Here is a 17,685-nt window from a genome sequence, read left to right on the forward strand (position 1 = left end):
GCTATCCCTGGAGTTCCCTCCTGAGCTTCTGGGGGTCCTTTAACAGCTCCCTCTGGATGGCCTCCTGCTGCTGGCGCAGGCGGTCTTCCTGGGATTTGAGGGCCTTTCTCCGGGAGGCCGTATCAGGATTGACAAAGGGGTTGTTATCCCCCCACCTGGCCCATGGCCCGCGGGGGATGCGGTAGAATTCCACAAAGCGCCAGTGGACGATGGCCGTTCCGCCGGTGATGCCCAGGTAGTCCCGCACGGCGGGGGAGATGTCTATGCCCGCGCCCTTGTTCTGGGTATTGACCGGGGGCTTGTCTCCAAAGACGTAGGGCCAGTCTTCCGTGGTAAAGGGGCCGCAGTCCTCCCATTGGGCAAAGCAGCTGCGCTTGTTGTACACGATCTGCACCCATCTGCCCTTGCAGACGGACTGCCCTTTTTCCGTGTATTCCCGGCGGAACCAGGGAATCACCCGTGAGGCCTCCACCTTGTGCTCCCCCTTGGAGACGTCATTGTACGGCAGAGCCACGTAAAAGGGATTCTGCTGGGGAATAAACGTCTTAGGGCGGAAGTCCGTGGTGCGGCATACGGGGTTGGGATCGTCAAAGCCGCCGAAGTTTTCCCGCCATGCGGAATCCCAGGAACTCTTGTGGTTGGCTACCGGGTTGCGCGCCGTGGAATCCTCCCCCACCCAGAAAACCGTGGCGGTGATATTGAGCCGCCAGGGATAAGTGCCGGGGCTTTGCGGGCCCGTCCGGGGAAGGATGCGGGGCTGGGGAGCGGGGCGTTTGCCGCCTGGTGCCGTGGTGGGGGATTTGACGATGACCCTGGGGAGGGGATCCCGCTGCGTGGGGGTGATGATGACGGGGCCTTTGGGCCGTTCGGAACTGTCCGCCAGGGCGCGGGTGGCGCTCCGGCCCGTCTGGATGTCCGCCCGGGCAGTTCCCGCGGAAGCCAGCGCCAGCAATGCAAGCAGGCATGCGGAAAGGAAGGAGTTCCCAGGGGAACCCTTCCGGAATGCCTGTTGACGTTGCCAGTGGTTTACCATCGGTGCAGTTGAGTGACGAAGCGGTGATCCAGCTTGCCGGGATAATCCGTGTTGAAGTGGAGGCCGCGGCTTTCATTGCGGCGCATGGCGCAATCCACGATCAGGGAGGCCACCGCCACCAGGTTGCGGAGTTCCAGGATATCCGGCGTAATGCGGTACCCCCAGTAGAAATCCTTCACCTCGCGGTGCAGCATCCGCAGGCGCGTAGCTGCGCGGTCCAGCCTTTTGTTGGTCCGGACAATGGAAACATAATCCCACATCAGGCGGCGGATTTCATCCCAATTGTGATAGATGACGGAAAGTTCATCCGGCAGGGCGGTGTCTCCGTGGTGCCACGCGGGAATGTCGTAGGAAGTGGGGGCGTCTTTCCTCAGGGGCTGGAGGGCCAGCATGGAGTTCAGCGCGCGCTTGGCCACTACCACGCATTCCAGGAGGGAATTGGAGGCCAGGCGGTTGGCGCCGTGGAGTCCGGTGCAGCCGGTTTCCCCGGCGGCGTAAAGGCCGTCCAGGCTCGTCTGGCCGTTGACGTCCGTCAGCACGCCGCCGCACTGGAAGTGCGCCGCGGGGACCACGGGAATGGGCTCCCTGGCGGGGTCAATGCCGTAGCGGTTGCAGGTCTCGTAAATCAGGGGAAAACGCTCCTGGACGAAGCCCTCCGGCTTGTGGGAGATGTCCAGGTAAACGCACATGCTGCCCGTCCGCTTCATCTCGGAATCTACGGCGCGCGCGGTGATGTCACGCGGGGCCAGGGATTTGCGGGGATCGTACTTATGCATGAATTCCTGCCCGTCCGCTCCGGTCAGTACGCCGCCTTCGCCCCGCACGGCCTCGGAGATGAGGAAGGAGCGCGCTTCAGCACCCTCCGCGCGGGTGTTGAAGAAGCAGGTGGGGTGGAACTGCACGAATTCCATGTTGGCGATGGTGGCTCCCGCGCGCCAGGCCATGGCTACGCCGTCCCCCGTGGCGGAATCATTATTGGTGGTGTACAGGTATACCCGGCCGCAGCCGCCGGTGGCGAGCAGCACGCGGTCCGACCGGAAAATTTCCACTTCCCCGGAGGCGCGGTCCAGCACGTAGGCCCCCAGCACGCGGTCTTCCGTGACCAGTCCGAGCTTGGTCGTCGTAATCAGGTCAATGGCGAAGTGGTCTTCCAGCAATTCAATGTCTGGGTGCAGCTTGGCCGCCTCCAGCAGCTTGGAGGTGATCTCCAATCCGGTAGCGTCCTTGGCGTGGAGGATGCGCCTCTTGGTGTGGCCTCCCTCCCGGGCCAGTTCGTAATCCTCCCCCTGGTTGCCGGGGTCAAAATTGACGCCCCATTCCAGCAGTTCCCGGATGGCGCCGGGGCCTTCCTCCACAATGGTGCGCACAGCCTGCTCATTGCAGAGGCCCGCGCCGGCGTCCAGCGTGTCCGCAACATGGTCTTCAAAGGAATCATTGCGGTCCCACACGGCGGCTATGCCGCCCTGCGCCTTGGCGGAACTGCAATCCAGAAATTTGCCTTTTGTAATGACTGCAACCTTGCCGTGTTCCGCCGCTCTCAGGGCGAAACTCAACCCGGCAACCCCGGCCCCAATGACTAAAAAGTCGCTCGTCTTCATCATGAATGGTACGGAACTGTAACATGCCGGGGGGTCTCAAGTCACGCCCAATGATGGTGCGCCGGGGCATATTTGTCTGGAAAAGAAGCGTGAAACACGCTAATTCATGGGCATGAGACCTCAAGGGAACGAACAGGAGGCGCGGCGGAACAAGCACGTGCGGAGCGCCCCGGCAAAAATTGCCGTCAAGGCGCTGGGAGAAGACGCTCTGGACGATATTCTGGACAACGCCCCCAACCCCCTGCTGCTGATTCTTGACTGCGTGCAGGACCCCCACAACCTGGGGGCCATTCTGCGCACGGCGGACGGTGCGGGCGTGGATGCCGTGATCGCCCCGCGGGACAAGTCCGCGGGCATTACGGAAACCGTGCTGCGCGTCTCCGTGGGGGCGGCGGAAAAAGTGCCCTTCATCCAGGTAACCAACCTGGCGCGCACCATGAAGCAGCTCCAGAGCCGCGGCATCTGGATTTTCGGCACCTCGGACAAGGGGGACCGGGACCTGTATGAAACGGATTTCACGGGACCGGCCGCGCTGGTGATGGGCGCGGAAGGGGAAGGCATGAGGCGGCTGACGGAAGAGAACTGTGATTTCCTGCTGCGGATTCCCATGCGGGGCAGCGTTCCGTGCCTGAACGTATCCGTGGCTACGGGCGTATGCCTGTATGAGATGGTGCGGCAGCGGCTGCGCTCCTGATGCCCTGTTGTTTTCCTACCCCCGCCGCCCTTATGATTCAGGAACTTGCTCTTGCTCCGGGGGAACGCGCCCGGTTCATTTCAGACATCCACTTCGGCCATGCCAAGGCCCTGGTCCGGGAGCCGGAGGAACTGTCCTTCCTGCTGGAAGGGTGCACCCATCTGGTGGTGTGCGGGGATCTCAGTGAAACCCGTGAAAGCCCGTACCGGGCGGAAGGGCTGGAGAAACGCGCCCGCTTCCTGCAAATGTGCCGTGCTGCCGGAGTCCGGCCTATCCTGCTGGCGGGCAACCATGATCCGGATGAAGAGGCCGGGCTGCTGAAATTGCAGGGGGGGCGTGTCTGCGCCCTGCACGGTCACGTCCTGTTCAAGGAGGTGGCCCCGTGGGGCTGGGAGTATTTGAAGAACAAGCAGGCTTCCCGGGACCTGGTCGCCGCGTTTCCGGAGGCGGATACGGATTTGCGGCAGCGGCTGGAGCTGGCGCGCGCCATGAGCGTGCTGGTGCCTCCCATTTATACGCGTTCCACGGCGTATGGGAATAAGCTGGTGCGTTTCCTGGTCCATTCCGCGTGGCCGCCGGAGCGGCCCGTGCAGATTCTTCTGGCGTGGCTGACGATGATGCGGCGCATGCGGCGATTTACGGACCGCTTTTTCCCGGAGGCGGAAGTCGTCATCTTCGGCCATCTGCACCGCCGTGCGGTTGCCGGAAAACGGGGAAGGCGGCTGTACGTCAACCTGGGCGCCTGTTTCCACCATGCGGAATGCTATGCGGCGGACGTGACGGCGGAAGGCGCCGTATCCATCCGCGGTTATACCCCGGAGGGTTATAACGGCCCGGCGAAGATTCTCCGCTGACAAGGTTCCGCGTGCCGGAAAAAGGGGGTGGGGAACGCGCCCGTGTTTAGGCGATAATGTGTTAGAGCACCGGATGACTAGTCCATACAGTTTGTGGACGCGTTCCCCAGAGAGTTTGGCCGTGCCTGTGCTCCCTTATTGCCGGAGGGACAGTTTTTCCCGGAGCATTTCAGGGCGCAGCCCCGGCAGCAGCAGGGGCGCGAGGAGGAAAAAAACCGGGAGAAGAAGGACTCCGTTCTGGCGGGGACGCCGCCGGAGCATTTTTTCCCATGGTTTCTTTCCGGGTTTGGGCTGGCCATAAGTCAAAGTTAGTGTAATCTAACTTTGCTTGCAAGAAAAAAGTTTGTCGAGTCTAATTTTTTCTTGAAGAAGAGGTTGACTTGGACGAAGGCTGGGTTATTGTTTTTGTTAGTTAAACCTAATAAGCATCAGTCATGATACGCAAAAATTTTCCTACCCTGGAACTGAGCAACAGCCTGGAGGATTACATTGAAGCCGTCCGCAACATTGAGCTGGAAAAAGGGTGCGCCACCGTAGGAGAGATCGCGGAGGCCCTGAACGTGAAAAAGCCCTCCGTTTCCCTCGCCATGAAACAGTTGAAGGAACGGAAGCTGGTGGAATATACGCAGTATTCCCCCATTGTGCTGACCAGGGAGGGCCGTTATTACGCGGACCGGGTCATCTCCTGCCACTCCATGGTGAAGGATTTCCTGATTACGGTGCTGAAGATGGAGGAAAAGCGCGCGGACGAAGTGGCCTGCGGCATTGAACACATCATGACGCTGGAGGAAATTTCCAGGTTCAAACTGCTCACGGAGCATTCCCGGAAGGCCGGGCAGTGAAAAAGCCGGAACGTTTTTAAAGGGATGGTTCATGCGGGGATGAACCATCCCTTCCTTATTACTGGAGGGGCCGGACCGGGAGCGTGCGCCGGCGTACGCAGTGAAGGCATGGTGGAGGAAGGCGGAAAAGGACGGAGTGTTAACCGCTTCCGCGCTGCTGGCGGCGGCTGCGATTTTCCCCACGAGTCACGGCAGGTTCTTGTTGTTGATGTACGCCATGGCCATATCCCTTTGTTGGTTCAGCAGGCCCCGGCGGCCTGCTTTTTTGCAGCGCGGCTAAGATTTCAGACCTGTTGAATTAGTTTCAACTAATTTTTTTATTGGGAGGGAAAATACTTCCGGATATTTTTTAAGGTATTGATGGTAATGTAAATATAAATCATGCTTTCTGGCCGAAGTTTGGGGAAGGAGAGGATGGGAGTGAGAAAAAGAATTGACCTAATAGTTAGTTCTATCTAACTTTGGCGTGTTGCATGAACTTGACCCATACAGGACTTCACCGTTTCTTCCACCAGGTTTCCCGGTACCGGAAACTGGCCGGGCTGCTCGTCCGGCGTCCCAGGTACCGCCTGCTCTGCGGAGACTGTGAGTTCTGTATGGGCGCATGCGGCAAAGCCGTGGATGCGCAGTCCCCCGCGGGCCGGGAGCAGGAACGCTCCTCCGCCATGGAAGGCTGAATATCCGCGATTGACGAGGAAGACTCAAGATACAGCATTACTATGAAGAAACGCTACATGATACCCGCCCTGCTGGCCTGCTCCGGCTTCTGCATGGCCGGTACGGCATCCGTAGCCGCTACCGCCGCCGCTTCGGCTGCGGAAGAGGCTGAAGGCAAAGGTTCCATTCTGGATGACATCGACCTGTTCGGGGACGAGTACGGCGATGAAAGCACGCCCATTCCGAACGACCTGCTGACCAGGGCCCTGACGGATCTGCATCAAGGCGCTTATGAGAAAGCCGGGTTCCAGTTCCTGGTGGAGCAGGCATTCCTGTATACCAGGGGCCACCATGCGGCCGCGAACGACGAGACTGCCGGTTCCAGCCAGAGCTGGTACAAGTTCCACGCCCAAGCCGGGCTGCAATTGTTCCGGTCCAGCCGCAACCAGGGCACCTGGATCAAGAGCGAGCTTTCCGGCTCCGTGGCCCTGAACAGGCATACGCACCGCACCACGCTGGACGACTCCTGGGGCGCGAGCGGCCCCGCCAACTGCGACGTTTTTGAAGACGGCTACTTCTACCTGCCGGAACTTCTCCTTTCCCAGGGATTCATGGACGGCCAGCTCGTCATCATGGGCGGCATGATCAACCAGACGAACTATTTTGACGCCAATACGTATGCCAACACCACCTTTGGGCAGTTCGGCGGCGCTCCCTTCGTCAACAACCAGGTGCTTCCGCTGGGGGACTCCAACTTCGGGTTCGTGGGACAGTACCAGTTCAATGAAAACTGGTTCATCCAGGTGGGCGGCAACATGATGGACAATGAACCCCGCCGCAACCCGTTCCACCACACGACCGGAAAATCCTTCAACCTGCTCGGTGAAATTGGCTGGACGCATGAAAAGGCCTTCGGCATCGGCACGGGCACGTACCGCCTGCAGCCGTTCATGTTCCATGCGGACGGCAAGAACCATGGAGGCGTGGCGTTCAACCTGGAACAGGACCTGGGCAGCAGCCCGTTCGCCCTGTTCGCCCGCGCCGGCTGGAGCAGCGCCGAATGCGGCAACATCTGCGGAGCGGAAGCCCAGGCGTCCGCCGGGGTCATCTTCAAGAAGCCGCTGGAAGTCATGGCCGGCCTGAAAGAGGCGGACGGCAACTTTCTGGGCGTAGGTTTCTCCGTGAGCAAGCCGGATTCCGGCACGCTGGCGGAAACGCGGCCCGGGCATGACCGGGAAATGATTCTGGAATGCACGTACAGCTTTTCCATTACGCCGTACTGCCTGATCCAGCCATCCTACCAGTATGTAAAGAATCCTTCCGGGCGGGATGACGTCAACTCCGCCAATATCCTCTCCGTACAGTGCGTGGTCACGTTCTAGGAGGGAAAAGTCCTGAATCTGCGGAAAAAGCGCAGTAGCAATCAAGTCTTCCTTGTCCGTCTGCATGCAGAGAGCGGAATCCTGCGTGCGGGGGCACTGAAGGGGTCTGCACGACCTGGCGGCAACGTCGCATTCTCGATCAGGTAGGGGGTGCGGCGTTGCTTATTTTTATCTCAAAGGAAGGGACAGGCGTTTGAACCGCCTGTGTTCCTGAACCCCGTTATTCCGGTGTCCGGACTGGGGCGCTGCGGAAGAGGCCTGTACGGAGGGGGCCGGCGTCGTATTCCGCACCGGTTCCCTGCGGGCCGTGTCCGCCTGACAGGAGGCTGCCAGCAGGCAGGCGGCTCCTATCATGATACATGTGTACTTGTTCATCATCTTATGGTGTGCGGCTGGCTGTGGCCGCTGATGGTTAGATTAGCACCCCTGGCTGTCCGTTGAAAGTTCTTTGGTTTGACTAACAACAAGTTAGGTGAATTAAACACCGGGAAGAACGTTAAGTTCAGTATCTTGCGCGCTGCCGGATTTATGACAATGGATGACATTTCCGGCGTCAGGAAACGTTTAAAACCATGTTGACTTGGATGGGAACTGTCTTAAACTGACAGAATGAGTAAGGTTCAATGGGAAATTTCAAATGATGAAGTGACTGACCGTGATACTGCTCTGCGCCGCCTGCAGGAAGGAACGACCGGCCATGTGGTATGCGCCCGAGACGGCGCGTGCCTCCAGTCCTACAAGGAGGCGGACGGCGTCTACCACTGTGAGATCGTGTTCAAGACGGGGGGATGCTGCCCGCCCGTCTTTGCCGCTCCGGAGGGGGTGACGGGCAAGGAACTGGAAACGCTGTACGACCGCTTCGCCGGCGGGGATGACTTCTCCTTTGTGGAAAAGGAATGGGAGCCCCTGATGGCCGTGGAGTACCGCCACCGCCATAATGTGATGTGGTTCATCTTCCTGTTCATTGCGCTGGTGATTGCCGCCATGGCTGCGTACCAGCACGGCTGGATCGGGTAACGGGCCGGCGCGCGCTGCATGCGCCAGAGAAAAGAACCTGCAAACCGCGGACGGCGTGCAGGTTCTGAAGGAGTTGTCCGCGGACGTGGTCAGTCCTGTTTTTCGTTTTCCCCGTGGCAGCCGTGGTCGTGGCCGCCGCAGCAGCCTGCGCCGCTGTTGCCGCACCCGTCGCAATTGCCGCAGCACTTGCCGCGCTTGCTGAAGCTTTTATACAGCGCATAGGCCAGGGCCAGGAAAAGGATGGCGCCAATAATGTATGTTCCCATATGAAGTGAAGTGGATGGTTAAGAGTGGATGTGAGGGCTATTTGGAGGACCGGGAAGGTTTTTTCACCACCAGGTAAATGAAGCCCAGCAGAAGCAGCACGGCCAGCGCCTGCCCGATGCCGAAGGAAGCATCCGCGTAAAGCCATGCCCCGAGTTGGTAGATCAGGAAGGCCAGGCAGTATGCCAGGGCGCACATGTAGCCGATGGCGAAGAACGTCCATCTGGCGCTGTTCATTTCCCTCCTGATGGCGCCCATGGCGGCGAAGCAGGGAGCGCAGAGAAGGTTGAAGATCATGAAGGAGAAGGCGCTCAGGAAGGTGAAGGCTCCGGCCTTGACCAGGCGGTCCCCGGTTTCCCGGATTTCAGCGTCTTCATCCTCTTCTTCCTCCGCTTCAGCGGCGGACTCTCCGGAAGCTTGCGCGAGGGACGCCTGGAGCTCCTGCCCGGCGGGGGACATTTCCTGCGCTTCTGCGGGCGCTGCCGGTTCCTCTGCGGCTTCTTCCTCCCCGGAACCGCCGTCCGCATACAGCACGCCGAAGGTGCCTACCACGTTTTCCTTGGCGATCAGGCCGGTGATGGTGGCCATGGTGGGCTTCCATTCACCCCAGCCCAGCGGCTGGAAGACGGGTGCGGCCACGTTGCCGATGGAGGCCAGCATGCTGTCGTTCTGCTCCACGGAATCCGCCTTCCAGTTATAGCTGGAGAGGAACCAGATCACGGCGCTGGACACGAAGATGACGGTCCCGGCCTTTTGGACGAAGGCCTTGCAGCGGTCCCACGCGTGGATGATGACGTTCTTCCAGGCAGGGATGTGGTAAATGGGCAGTTCCATGACGAAAGGGGAGGGGTCCCCGGAGAACATGGCGGTCTTTTTCAGAATGAGGCCGGAAAGGATGATGGCGCCCACGCCGATGAAGTAGGCCCCCGGAGCCACCCAGGAATTTTCCGGGAAGAAGGCGCCGGCAATCAGGGCGATGATGGGAGTTTTAGCCCCGCACGGAATGAACGTGGTGGTCATGATGGTCATGCGCCTGTCCTTTTCATTCTCAATGGTGCGGGTGGCCATGATGCCCGGAACGCCGCAGCCCATGGAAACGAGCATGGGGATGAAGGACTTCCCGGAAAGGCCGAATTTGCGGAAAATGCGGTCCATGATGAAGGCCACGCGGGCCATGTAGCCGCAGTCTTCCAGAATCCCCAGGCACAGGAACAGCACCGCCATCTGCGGCAGGAAGCCCAGGACGGCCCCCACGCCGGCAATCACGCCGTCCTGGATCAGGCTTTCCAGCCACGGGGCGCAGTTGGCGCTTTCCAGCAGGCCGCCCACCCATTCCGGAACCCACTCCCCGAAGAAGGTGTCATTGGCCCAGTCCGTTCCCCACGCGCCCACCGTCTGGATGGAGATATAGTACACCGCCCACATGACGGCGGCGAAGATGGGGAGGCCCAGCCAGCGGCTGGTGATGACGCGGTCAATTCTGTCGCTTCCCGTCAGGCTTCCGGCGCGGGCCTTCACGACGGAATCCCTGGTGATGCGGGAAATGGAATTATAGCGTTCGTTGGTGATGATGGATTCGCTGTCGTCATCCATCTCCCGTTCCATGGACTCAATAATCCCGTTGATGCGGGATTGCTCATCCGGCGTTAAAGCCAGCTGGTCCGCGACCTTCTGGTCCCTTTCAAAAACTTTGACGGCAAACCATTTTTTCTGCTGGTCCAGGCATTTGCCGGTGATGATCTCTCCAATTTCCCCGATGGCTTTTTCCAGAGGGGCCGGGAAGTGGACGGCGCGCGGCGCCTGCGCATCCTCCGCGGCGGCGGTTTTTACCACGGCATCCACCAGTTCACGGACGCCGGTGCCTTTCAGGGCGCTTATTTCCACTACCTGGCAGCCCAGGTCCCGGGAAAGTTTTTCCGTGTCAATGCGGTCCCCGCGCTTCCGGACGATGTCCATCATGTTCAGGGCGATGATGACCGGAACGCCCAGCTCGCAAAGCTGGGTGGTCAGGTAAAGGTTGCGTTCCAGGTTGCTGCCGTCAACCAGGTTCAGGATGAGGGAGGGATGGTCCGTGACCAGGTAATTCCGGCTGACGACTTCCTCCAGCGTGTAGGGGGAAAGGGAGTAAATGCCCGGAAGGTCTTCAATGATGATGTTCCTGTGGCCTTTCAGGCGGCCTTCCTTTTTTTCCACAGTAACGCCGGGCCAGTTCCCGACGTACTGGCTGGCGCCCGTCAGGGCGTTGAAGAGAGTGGTTTTTCCGCAGTTGGGATTGCCCGCCAGGGCGATGGTGATGTTGCTCATGAATGTTTCCTTGTCTTGATGGATGGGTTGCGCCGTCTTGCTGTCAGGTCAGGAAACGTGCGGTAATAAAGGCGGAATCAGTGGATATGGATGTTCTCGGCTTCCGACTTGCGGATGGATAGTTCGTAGCCGCGGACGGTGACTTCAATGGGGTCTCCCAGGGGCGCGACCTTGCGGATAAAGATCTGCGTTCCCTTGGTGACTCCCATGTCCATGATGCGCCTTCTGACCGGGCCTTCCCCCGCCAGCTTGCCGACGGTGACGGTTTCCCCGATCAGGGCGTCTCTTAATGTACGCTGTCTGGTCATAGATTGGTGATGGTTGAATGGAAAGGTTCAGGCCACGAAGATCTTGCAGGCAAGCGCCTTGCTGAGCGCGATCCGGGCCCCCTTGACATTGACGATGAAGTTTCCGCCATTTTCAGAAATGATGGAAACCGAACTGCCGGAAACGAAGCCCAGGCTTTCCAGAAAGCGCCGGGTTTCATCCTTGCCATGAATTTTGTTGATCTGGCGGATATCGCCGATGTTGAGCATGGAGAGTGGCATGGTGTATATATGAATCAAGTCCGGAAGAAAGTTAGTTTTAACAAACTAACAAGTCAATGATATTGTGCGGCTGTGTTTTTGGTTTTCATGATATTTGTTCATCATGAATAAATTGTGCATTAGTTTAATCTAAGTATGACGCAGAGGGAGGGGCAGGGAAAGGGCGCTTTCCAATCATTCCGTCCGTCACGCCTGGTGCAGGAACGCAAAAAGCCGCGCCATGGGGATCCATGGCGCGGCTGGGAAAAGAGGATTTTTACTCTAACTCAGGAGGCGGGGCAGACTTCGCCCTGGACGGGCTTGCCCTTGTATTCCCCGGTCAGGGTTTTCAGGAAGGCTACCAGGAGGCTCACTTCCTTCTTGTCCAGTTTATCATAGCCAAGCTGGTAGTGGTACATCTTGGTGATGGCTTCCTCCAGCGTCTGGGCGGAGGCGTCATGCATGTACGGCCAGGTAAGCTCCACATTGCGGAGGGTGGGGACGCGGAAACGGTGCTTGTCTGATTCCTTCTTGGAGAAGTTCATCAGGCCGTTGTCGTCATTGGTCTTGGCGCGTCCGGCGAAGAAGTCGCCCTTGAGGTCCGCGTATTCAAAGGACTGGCCGCCCATGGCGGGGCCGGTATGGCAGGTCTGGCAGCCCAGCTTGAGGAAAAGCCTGTAGCCCTTCTTGGCGTTGTCGCTGATGGCGTTTTCATCACCCTTCAGATAACGGTCAAACGGGCTGTTGGGCGTGATGAGGGTCTTTTCATATTCCGCAATGGCGTTCGTGATGGTTTCACCGGTGAAGCCCTGGGGATAGACTTTCTTGAATTCCGCTGCAAAGGCGGTGTCCTGGTTCAGCTTGGCGGCGATCTGGTTCCAGTCGTCCGGGTGTTCGTAGCCCATTTCCACCGGGTTCAGGGGAGGCCCGCCCGCCTGTTCCTGGAGGTTGGCGGCGCGTCCGTCCCAGAACTGCTTGGTGTGGAAGGCTGCGTTAAACACGGTGGGGGCGTTGATGCCGCCCTTCTGGCCGCGGACCCCGGTGGAGGTGGCCAGGTTGTCCGTACCGGCCTTCTCCAGAGAGTGGCAGGTGGCGCAGGAAACGGTATTGTCCGTGGAAAGGCGCACGTCATGGAACAGCTTGTCGCCCAGGGCCACCTTGGCCGGATCCGTGGGGAGGCTGTCCGGAATGGGGGCGATGGCGGTGATGGCGTATTCCTTGCCCACCATGTCGCCGAAGATTTTCAGGCGTTCATCCTTGATCCACTGGAGCATGGCGGCCTTTTCCCGCAGAGTGAGCGTGCTGCCCCAGTGCACCATGGTGTAGGAGGTGGGGGGCATGGAATTGATCTGGAGCACGTGTTCCAGCTTGGAAAGGGTTACGGCGGTGGGCGCTTCATCCATATTATAGCTGCGCTGGCCGTCCCGGATATGGCGCGCCAGCAGGCCGCCGGAAAGGGTATTCACCAGTTGGGAAATGTGGGTGCCGGGCTTGTGGCAGTCCGCACACTTGGAGTTCATGGCCTGTGCCGTGATTTCCGCCGCCTGGGAGGGCGTCAGGGGCTTGACATTCTGGTCCGGCAGGAACAGGGGCGCGACTGCCGCCGTCACGATGACCGTGCCGCACAGGATGGCTCCGGCTGTAAAGAAGGAACGTGTTTTGCTCATGAGATTCTCAATGACGTGGGATTGCCTGTATGGTAGAAGGTGAAGAGTAATAAATCAAGATTTATTCTAAAGTTCGCCGGCCTTTCTCAAGTCTTCATTGATGGCCTCCAGAACATCCGCTTCCGGGGTGAAATTGGCGGCGTGGTAGGAGCTGCGGACCAGCGGGCCGGACGCCACGTGCCTGAAGCCCTTGGCGCGCGCGATTTCCTCATACCGGGCAAAGTCGTCCGGGTGGATGTACTTGACCACCGGCAGGTGCTTGCGGGAGGGGCGCAGGTACTGCCCCAGCGTCAGCACGGAGACACCGTGTTCCAGCAGGTCGTCCATGGACCGGAAAAGCTCGTCTTCCGTTTCTCCCAGGCCCAGCATGATGCCGCTCTTGGTAGACACCTTGCCGTCCACGCAGTCCAGCGCCATCCTGAGAACGCGCAGGGAACGCCGGTACTGGGCGCGGAAACGCACCATGGGCGTGAGTCGCTCCACCGTTTCCAGGTTGTGGCCGAAAATGTGCGGCCGCGCCGCCATCAGCGTCTGGATGGAGGAGGGCTTTTCATTCAGGTCTGAGGCCAGCACCTCAATGATGGTGGAAGGGCTGGCCTTTCTGACGGCCCGGATCACCTGGGCGAAATGGGCGGCGGCCCCGTCCGGAAGATCGTCACGGGTGACCATGGTGATAACGGCGTGGCGCAGCTTCATGTGCACGACGGCTTCCGCCACGTGCCGGGGTTCCTCCGGGTCCAGGGGATCGGGCCTGGCCGTCCGGGTGGCGCAGAATCCGCAGGCGCGCGTGCACCGTTCCCCGGCAATCATGAACGTGGCCGTGCCCTGGTTCCAGCATTCATAGCGGTTGGGGCAGTGGGCTTCTTCACAGACGGTGAAGAGGTTCTTGCCTTCCACAAGCTGCTTGACGTCCCAGAATTCCCGGCCGTTGGGCAGGCGCACCTTGATCCAGGACGGCTTGCGTTCCATCCCTTCCGCAGTCTCATTGTCGTTCCGGCGTTCCATAGCCCCGCTAGCTTGCCGTGACTCCGCCGCTTTGGCAAATGCAAAGTGTTTTATTCAGGGCTGTCTTCACCGTTTTCATCCGGGGCTGCGGGGGAGTCCGCAGACAGCTTCTTCCGTTCTTTGGCCGCCAGCCGCGCCGCCCGGAAAAATTCCTGGAGGTGGTGCAGGCATTCATCCCCCAGCACGCCGGGGCGCACCTCGCACTTGTGATTGAGGGGCGGGTTGGAATCCAGCAGGTTGATCCAGCCGCCCGCGGCTCCGGTTTTGGCGTCCGGGCAGCCGAACACCACGCGGTCCGGGCGGCAGTGGACGATAGCCCCCGCGCACATGGGGCACGGTTCCTTGGTGACGTACAGGGTGCAGCCTTCCAGCCGCCAGTCCCCCAGCGCCTCCTGGGCCGCCGTCAGGGCGATCATCTCCGCATGGGCCGTGGCGTCCTTGAGGGTTTCCACCTGGTTCCAGCCCCGGCCGATCACGCGGCCGTCCTTCACCACAATGGCCCCGATGGGCACCTCCCCCTTCACGAGGGCTTTTCTGGATTCCTTCATGGCTTGGTGCATGAACCACTCGTCCGAACCGGGCATTTCCATCATCACGGCGGTTATCATGGACCGGACGGAGCGCCTCTGGCAAGCTATTTCTGGAGGATATTTATTGTAATTTATACAAGAAGTAAGGCATGCCGCGAAAAGGGATGGGGGTGAATGCTTTTTTGCGTTGATTCCGGAGGGTGCGTGGCATAAGTATGGACCATGAGCTTTTCAGAACCCTGCGCATTGGCCGTGGACTTTGGCGGTACGAGCATCAAGATGGGCGTGACGGCGGGGGACCGCATTCTGGCGACGGCTGACCGCATCCCCACCGCCATGTTCGAGAGTCCCCAGGCGATTATTGACGCCATGATCGCGGCGGCCCTGAACCTGCGCGAGCAATTCCCGTCCGCCTGCGTGATGGGCATGGGGATGCCGGGGTGGTGCGACTACCACCGAGGCGTGCTTTACCAGCTTACCAACGTCCGGGTATGGGACCATGAAATTCCGGTGAAGGAGCTGATGGAGCAGGCGCTGAGCCTGCCCGTGGTGCTGGACAATGACGCCAACTGCATGGCGTATGCGGAATGGAAGCTGGGCGCCGGGCGCGGCATGTCCAGCCTGGTGTGCCTGACCATGGGAACGGGCATTGGCGGCGGCATTGTGGTGAATGACCGCATGCTGCGGGGTAAACGGCTTTCCACCGGGGAGCTGGGACAGACGAGCATTCATTACCAGGGCAAGCCCGGGCCGTTCGGCAACCGGGGAGCCATAGAAGAATACATTGGCAACAACGAGCTGGCGGCGGAAGCGGTCAAGCGGTATGCCGGGGCCGGAATCGTCAAGACCGTGAACGAATGCACGCCCAGGCACCTGGACGAAGCGGCCCGCGCGGGCTGCCCCATCGCCCTCCAGCTATGGGAGGACACGGCGGAAATGCTGGCTTGCCTCATCATGAACCTGATGTACGCGCTGGTGCCGGACGCCTTCATCATTGGCGGCGGCGTGGCCAAGGCCGGGGACCTGCTGATGAAGCCCCTGCTGAAGAACCTCAGGGCGCAATTGTTCCCCATGCTCATGGAGGAGCTGAAAATCCTGCCCGCCAGGTTTGGCGCGGAAGCGGGGCTGCTGGGAGCCGGAGCCATGGCGATGGATGAATTCCTGGGGCAGGGGGTTCTGGAACGTTTTAAGAAAGAAGAAGTAGCAAAAGTTCTTTGTTAGATTGAACTAACATAGGGCTTGCCATAAAGAAGCCGCAGGCGTACAAGCGGAACAGGTCATGAGTACGGAACATTCCCACGAACATTTTCCAGAAGGAGCTTCCTGCTGCGCCGGAGGGTGCTGTTCCGGAAGCTGCTGCGGCTCCGGAGACGCCATCAGGCCGGTTCCCGCCGTGCTGGGCATCGCCCTTTTCATTGCCGCCCTGGTGCTGGGGGGCGATTCCTGGAGCGGCAGGGCTGCCTACGCGGGCGCCTACCTGCTGATAGGCTGGGATGTATTGAAGGCGGCTTTTCTGGGGCTGAGGCACGGCCGTGCCATGGATGAAAATTTCCTGATGAGCATTGCCTCCCTGGGGGCGATGTTCCTGGGGGATTATTCCGAGGCGGTGGGCGTGATGCTTTTTTACCGCGTGGGAGAATACCTTCAGGAGCGCGCGGTGGGCAGTTCCCGCCGGTCCGTGAGCGAACTGATGAATCTGAGGCCCGAGTTTGTCCATGTGAAAGAGGGCGGAGAAATCCGTGACCTTCCACCTGCGGAGGTGCCGCCCGGTTCCCTGATTGAAGTGCGCCCCGGCGAGCGCGTTCCTCTGGACGGCGTGGTGACGGGCGGGAATTCCGTGCTGGATACCTCCGCCATGACCGGTGAATCCCTGCCGGTGGAGACCGGGGCCGGAAGCTCCGTGCTGGCGGGTTGCATCAACGGCCAGGGCGTGCTGGAAGTCCGTACGGAACGGGACTGGCGGCATTCCTCCCTGGCGAGGGTCCAGGAGCTGGTGGAGGCCGCATCCGGCCACAAATCCCCGCTGGAAGGAAGATTGTCACGGTTCTCACGCATTTACACGCCGCTGGTGATTTCCATTGCCGTGCTGGTGTTTCTGCTCTATCCCTTCGTAACGGGGGGAAGCTGGTCTGACGGCCTGTTCCGCGCGCTGGTGCTGCTGGTGATCTCCTGCCCCTGCGCGCTGGTGCTCTCCATTCCCCTGGGCTTCTTTGCCGGGATAGGTAGGGCCGCGCGGGAGGGAATTCTGCTGAAAGGGAGCAATTACCTGGATGCCCTGCGGAAGGTGAAGACAGTGGTATTTGACAAGACGGGAACCTTGACGGAAGGCGTTTTTTCCGTGGATGAAGTGCTCCCCTGTGACGGAGTTTCCCCGGAAACCCTGCTGTACTGGGCGGCGCATGCGGAGAGTTCCGCCTCCCACCCCTTGGGGCGTTCCATTGTGAAAGCGTATGAAGGCCGTTTGTTCCCGGACCGCGTGGCGGAGCTGGTGGAAGTGACCGGGGGCGGTGTTTCCGCCCGGGTGGAAGGAAAGGCCGTGCTGGCGGGGAAGAAGGCTTTTCTTCAGGAGGCCGGAATAAGGACAGGAGATGGAGAAGACCGGGGCGTGACCATTTACGTGGCGCTGGACGGCGTCCTGCTGGGGCGGCTGCGCCTGTCCGACCGGATCAAGCCGGGGGCGGAGCAGGCTGTGCGGGAACTGAGGGAGCTGGGCGTTTCCAACCTGGTGATGCTGACGGGGGATTCCTCCTCCGCCGGGCCGGAGGTGGGGCGCAGGCTGGGGCTGGATGAGGTGTTCAGCGGGCTGATGCCGGAGGACAAGCTGGAGCATGTCCGGCGCTTGAAACCGGAAGAGGGGCTGCTCGCCTTTGTGGGGGACGGGATGAATGACGCTCCCTCCCTGGCTGCCGCGGACATCGGCATAGCCATGGGCGGCGTGGGGTCTGATACGGCCCTCCAGGCGGCTGATATGGTAGTAATGAAGGGCGATCCCGCTGCCGTTCCGCAGGGGATGCTTTTGTCACGGGCGACGGAGCGCATCATCGTGCAAAACATCATCCTGATTCTGGGCGTCAAGCTTCTGGTGATGGTGCTGGGTATCCTGGGACTGGCCGGAATGTGGGCCGCCGTCATGGCGGACGTGGGCGTGTGCCTGCTTGCAGTGGGCAACTCCATGCGCATTTTCCGGGTGAGGCTGGGCGTGTAACGGAAAAATACCTCCGCCCTTTCTCCGCCCCGGAGACCCATTAAGTCCATTAAGTCCATTAAGTCCATCATCCCGCCGTGGGAACCGGGAATAACGGGGAACAGCC

Annotated in this window: 18 protein-coding genes; 8 read left to right on the top strand and 10 right to left on the bottom strand. The window is 60.2% G+C overall.

Annotated elements, in window-relative coordinates; all coding sequences use genetic code 11:
* Window position 1 precedes the first annotated feature (1 nt).
* Both CXU21_RS12425 and nadB read right to left on the bottom strand, forming a co-directional pair.
* The gene (locus CXU21_RS12425) at window positions 2-1,033 is read right to left on the bottom strand and encodes a hypothetical protein (RefSeq protein WP_180972753.1); all 1,032 of its coding nucleotides are present in this window, start codon (window positions 1,031-1,033) and stop codon (window positions 2-4) included.
* Window positions 1,027-2,631: an L-aspartate oxidase gene (gene nadB / locus CXU21_RS09305; protein WP_180972773.1), complete on the bottom strand. Its 1,605-nt coding sequence runs from the start codon at window positions 2,629-2,631 to the stop codon at window positions 1,027-1,029. The genes CXU21_RS12425 and nadB overlap by 7 nt, the downstream gene beginning before the upstream one ends.
* A 106-nt stretch (window positions 2,632-2,737) precedes the next feature.
* On the opposite strand from nadB, the gene rlmB reads away from it, so the two are divergent.
* The 5 genes from rlmB to CXU21_RS09330 all read left to right on the top strand — a co-directional run bounded on the left by rlmB (window position 2,738) and on the right by CXU21_RS09330 (window position 7,060).
* Window positions 2,738-3,325 (top strand): 23S rRNA (guanosine(2251)-2'-O)-methyltransferase RlmB, encoded by a 588-nt coding sequence (gene rlmB / locus CXU21_RS09310; protein ID WP_102725824.1) that lies wholly within the window; start codon window positions 2,738-2,740, stop codon window positions 3,323-3,325.
* A 32-nt stretch (window positions 3,326-3,357) separates the two neighbouring features.
* Window positions 3,358-4,179: a metallophosphoesterase family protein gene (locus tag CXU21_RS09315; protein ID WP_180972754.1), complete on the top strand. Its 822-nt coding sequence runs from the start codon at window positions 3,358-3,360 to the stop codon at window positions 4,177-4,179.
* Window positions 4,180-4,613: 434 nt separating this feature from the next.
* Window positions 4,614-5,021 (top strand): metal-dependent transcriptional regulator, encoded by a 408-nt coding sequence (locus CXU21_RS09320; protein WP_102725826.1) that lies wholly within the window; start codon window positions 4,614-4,616, stop codon window positions 5,019-5,021.
* Window positions 5,022-5,494: 473 nt separating this feature from the next.
* Window positions 5,495-5,698, top strand: a complete 204-nt coding sequence (locus CXU21_RS09325; protein ID WP_146016787.1) for a hypothetical protein — start codon at window positions 5,495-5,497, stop codon at window positions 5,696-5,698.
* Between the two features lie 42 nt (window positions 5,699-5,740).
* Window positions 5,741-7,060: a carbohydrate porin gene (locus tag CXU21_RS09330; RefSeq protein ID WP_102725827.1), complete on the top strand. Its 1,320-nt coding sequence runs from the start codon at window positions 5,741-5,743 to the stop codon at window positions 7,058-7,060.
* Between the two features lie 168 nt (window positions 7,061-7,228).
* Here CXU21_RS09330 and CXU21_RS12430 read toward each other — a convergent pair whose 3' ends face one another.
* Window positions 7,229-7,414, bottom strand: a complete 186-nt coding sequence (locus CXU21_RS12430) for a hypothetical protein (protein ID WP_102725828.1) — start codon at window positions 7,412-7,414, stop codon at window positions 7,229-7,231.
* A 255-nt stretch (window positions 7,415-7,669) separates the two neighbouring features.
* Between CXU21_RS12430 and CXU21_RS09340 the strand changes: the two genes are divergently transcribed.
* Entirely contained in the window at window positions 7,670-8,077 is a 408-nt protein-coding gene (locus CXU21_RS09340; RefSeq protein WP_102715253.1) for a hypothetical protein, read from the top strand.
* Window positions 8,078-8,166: 89 nt separating this feature from the next.
* Here CXU21_RS09340 and CXU21_RS09345 read toward each other — a convergent pair whose 3' ends face one another.
* The 7 genes from CXU21_RS09345 to tadA form a co-directional block, all read right to left on the bottom strand.
* Complete coding sequence (locus tag CXU21_RS09345; RefSeq protein WP_102725829.1) at window positions 8,167-8,343, bottom strand: FeoB-associated Cys-rich membrane protein; 177 nt, start codon at window positions 8,341-8,343, stop codon at window positions 8,167-8,169.
* Between the two features lie 37 nt (window positions 8,344-8,380).
* Window positions 8,381-10,645: a ferrous iron transport protein B gene (feoB, locus tag CXU21_RS09350; RefSeq protein ID WP_102725830.1), complete on the bottom strand. Its 2,265-nt coding sequence runs from the start codon at window positions 10,643-10,645 to the stop codon at window positions 8,381-8,383.
* A gap of 77 nt (window positions 10,646-10,722) precedes the next feature.
* The gene (locus CXU21_RS09355; protein ID WP_102715259.1) at window positions 10,723-10,953 is read right to left on the bottom strand and encodes a FeoA family protein; all 231 of its coding nucleotides are present in this window, start codon (window positions 10,951-10,953) and stop codon (window positions 10,723-10,725) included.
* Window positions 10,954-10,980: 27 nt separating this feature from the next.
* On the bottom strand, window positions 10,981-11,193 hold the full coding sequence (locus CXU21_RS09360) for a FeoA family protein (protein WP_102716000.1): 213 nt from the start codon (window positions 11,191-11,193) through the stop codon (window positions 10,981-10,983).
* Window positions 11,194-11,459: 266 nt separating this feature from the next.
* Window positions 11,460-12,839: a cytochrome c peroxidase gene (locus CXU21_RS09365; protein WP_102725831.1), complete on the bottom strand. Its 1,380-nt coding sequence runs from the start codon at window positions 12,837-12,839 to the stop codon at window positions 11,460-11,462.
* 66 nt (window positions 12,840-12,905) lie between these two features.
* A complete protein-coding gene (gene lipA / locus CXU21_RS09370) occupies window positions 12,906-13,844 on the bottom strand; it encodes a lipoyl synthase (RefSeq protein ID WP_102725832.1) in 939 nt (312 codons plus the stop codon).
* Between the two features lie 50 nt (window positions 13,845-13,894).
* Complete coding sequence (gene tadA / locus CXU21_RS09375) at window positions 13,895-14,452, bottom strand: tRNA adenosine(34) deaminase TadA (RefSeq protein ID WP_102725833.1); 558 nt, start codon at window positions 14,450-14,452, stop codon at window positions 13,895-13,897.
* A 144-nt stretch (window positions 14,453-14,596) separates the two neighbouring features.
* On the opposite strand from tadA, the gene CXU21_RS09380 reads away from it, so the two are divergent.
* The gene (locus tag CXU21_RS09380) at window positions 14,597-15,595 is read left to right on the top strand and encodes an ROK family protein (protein ID WP_102725834.1); all 999 of its coding nucleotides are present in this window, start codon (window positions 14,597-14,599) and stop codon (window positions 15,593-15,595) included.
* 58 nt (window positions 15,596-15,653) lie between these two features.
* Window positions 15,654-17,579, top strand: a complete 1,926-nt coding sequence (locus CXU21_RS09385) for a heavy metal translocating P-type ATPase (RefSeq protein WP_102725835.1) — start codon at window positions 15,654-15,656, stop codon at window positions 17,577-17,579.
* Window positions 17,580-17,685 lie beyond the last annotated feature (106 nt).

Source organism: Akkermansia muciniphila, from assembly GCF_002884975.1.
GTDB classification, from domain to species: Bacteria; Verrucomicrobiota; Verrucomicrobiia; order Verrucomicrobiales; family Akkermansiaceae; genus Akkermansia; species Akkermansia muciniphila_C.

Coding starts and splice junctions, on each gene's coding strand:
- lipA (WP_102725832.1), bottom strand. CDS start 13,844: ATGGAACGCCGGAACGACAATGAGACTGCGGAAGGGATGGAACGCAAG.
- CXU21_RS09385 (WP_102725835.1), top strand. CDS start 15,654: ATGAGTACGGAACATTCCCACGAACATTTTCCAGAAGGAGCTTCCTGC.
- feoB (WP_102725830.1), bottom strand. CDS start 10,645: ATGAGCAACATCACCATCGCCCTGGCGGGCAATCCCAACTGCGGAAAA.
- CXU21_RS09315 (WP_180972754.1), top strand. CDS start 3,358: ATGATTCAGGAACTTGCTCTTGCTCCGGGGGAACGCGCCCGGTTCATT.
- CXU21_RS09355 (WP_102715259.1), bottom strand. CDS start 10,953: ATGACCAGACAGCGTACATTAAGAGACGCCCTGATCGGGGAAACCGTC.
- CXU21_RS09340 (WP_102715253.1), top strand. CDS start 7,670: ATGAGTAAGGTTCAATGGGAAATTTCAAATGATGAAGTGACTGACCGT.
- CXU21_RS09345 (WP_102725829.1), bottom strand. CDS start 8,343: ATGGGAACATACATTATTGGCGCCATCCTTTTCCTGGCCCTGGCCTAT.
- CXU21_RS09360 (WP_102716000.1), bottom strand. CDS start 11,193: ATGCCACTCTCCATGCTCAACATCGGCGATATCCGCCAGATCAACAAA.
- nadB (WP_180972773.1), bottom strand. CDS start 2,631: ATGAAGACGAGCGACTTTTTAGTCATTGGGGCCGGGGTTGCCGGGTTG.
- CXU21_RS12430 (WP_102725828.1), bottom strand. CDS start 7,414: ATGATAGGAGCCGCCTGCCTGCTGGCAGCCTCCTGTCAGGCGGACACG.
- CXU21_RS12425 (WP_180972753.1), bottom strand. CDS start 1,033: ATGGTAAACCACTGGCAACGTCAACAGGCATTCCGGAAGGGTTCCCCT.
- rlmB (WP_102725824.1), top strand. CDS start 2,738: ATGGGCATGAGACCTCAAGGGAACGAACAGGAGGCGCGGCGGAACAAG.
- CXU21_RS09330 (WP_102725827.1), top strand. CDS start 5,741: ATGAAGAAACGCTACATGATACCCGCCCTGCTGGCCTGCTCCGGCTTC.
- tadA (WP_102725833.1), bottom strand. CDS start 14,452: ATGATAACCGCCGTGATGATGGAAATGCCCGGTTCGGACGAGTGGTTC.
- CXU21_RS09325 (WP_146016787.1), top strand. CDS start 5,495: ATGAACTTGACCCATACAGGACTTCACCGTTTCTTCCACCAGGTTTCC.
- CXU21_RS09380 (WP_102725834.1), top strand. CDS start 14,597: ATGAGCTTTTCAGAACCCTGCGCATTGGCCGTGGACTTTGGCGGTACG.
- CXU21_RS09320 (WP_102725826.1), top strand. CDS start 4,614: ATGATACGCAAAAATTTTCCTACCCTGGAACTGAGCAACAGCCTGGAG.
- CXU21_RS09365 (WP_102725831.1), bottom strand. CDS start 12,839: ATGAGCAAAACACGTTCCTTCTTTACAGCCGGAGCCATCCTGTGCGGC.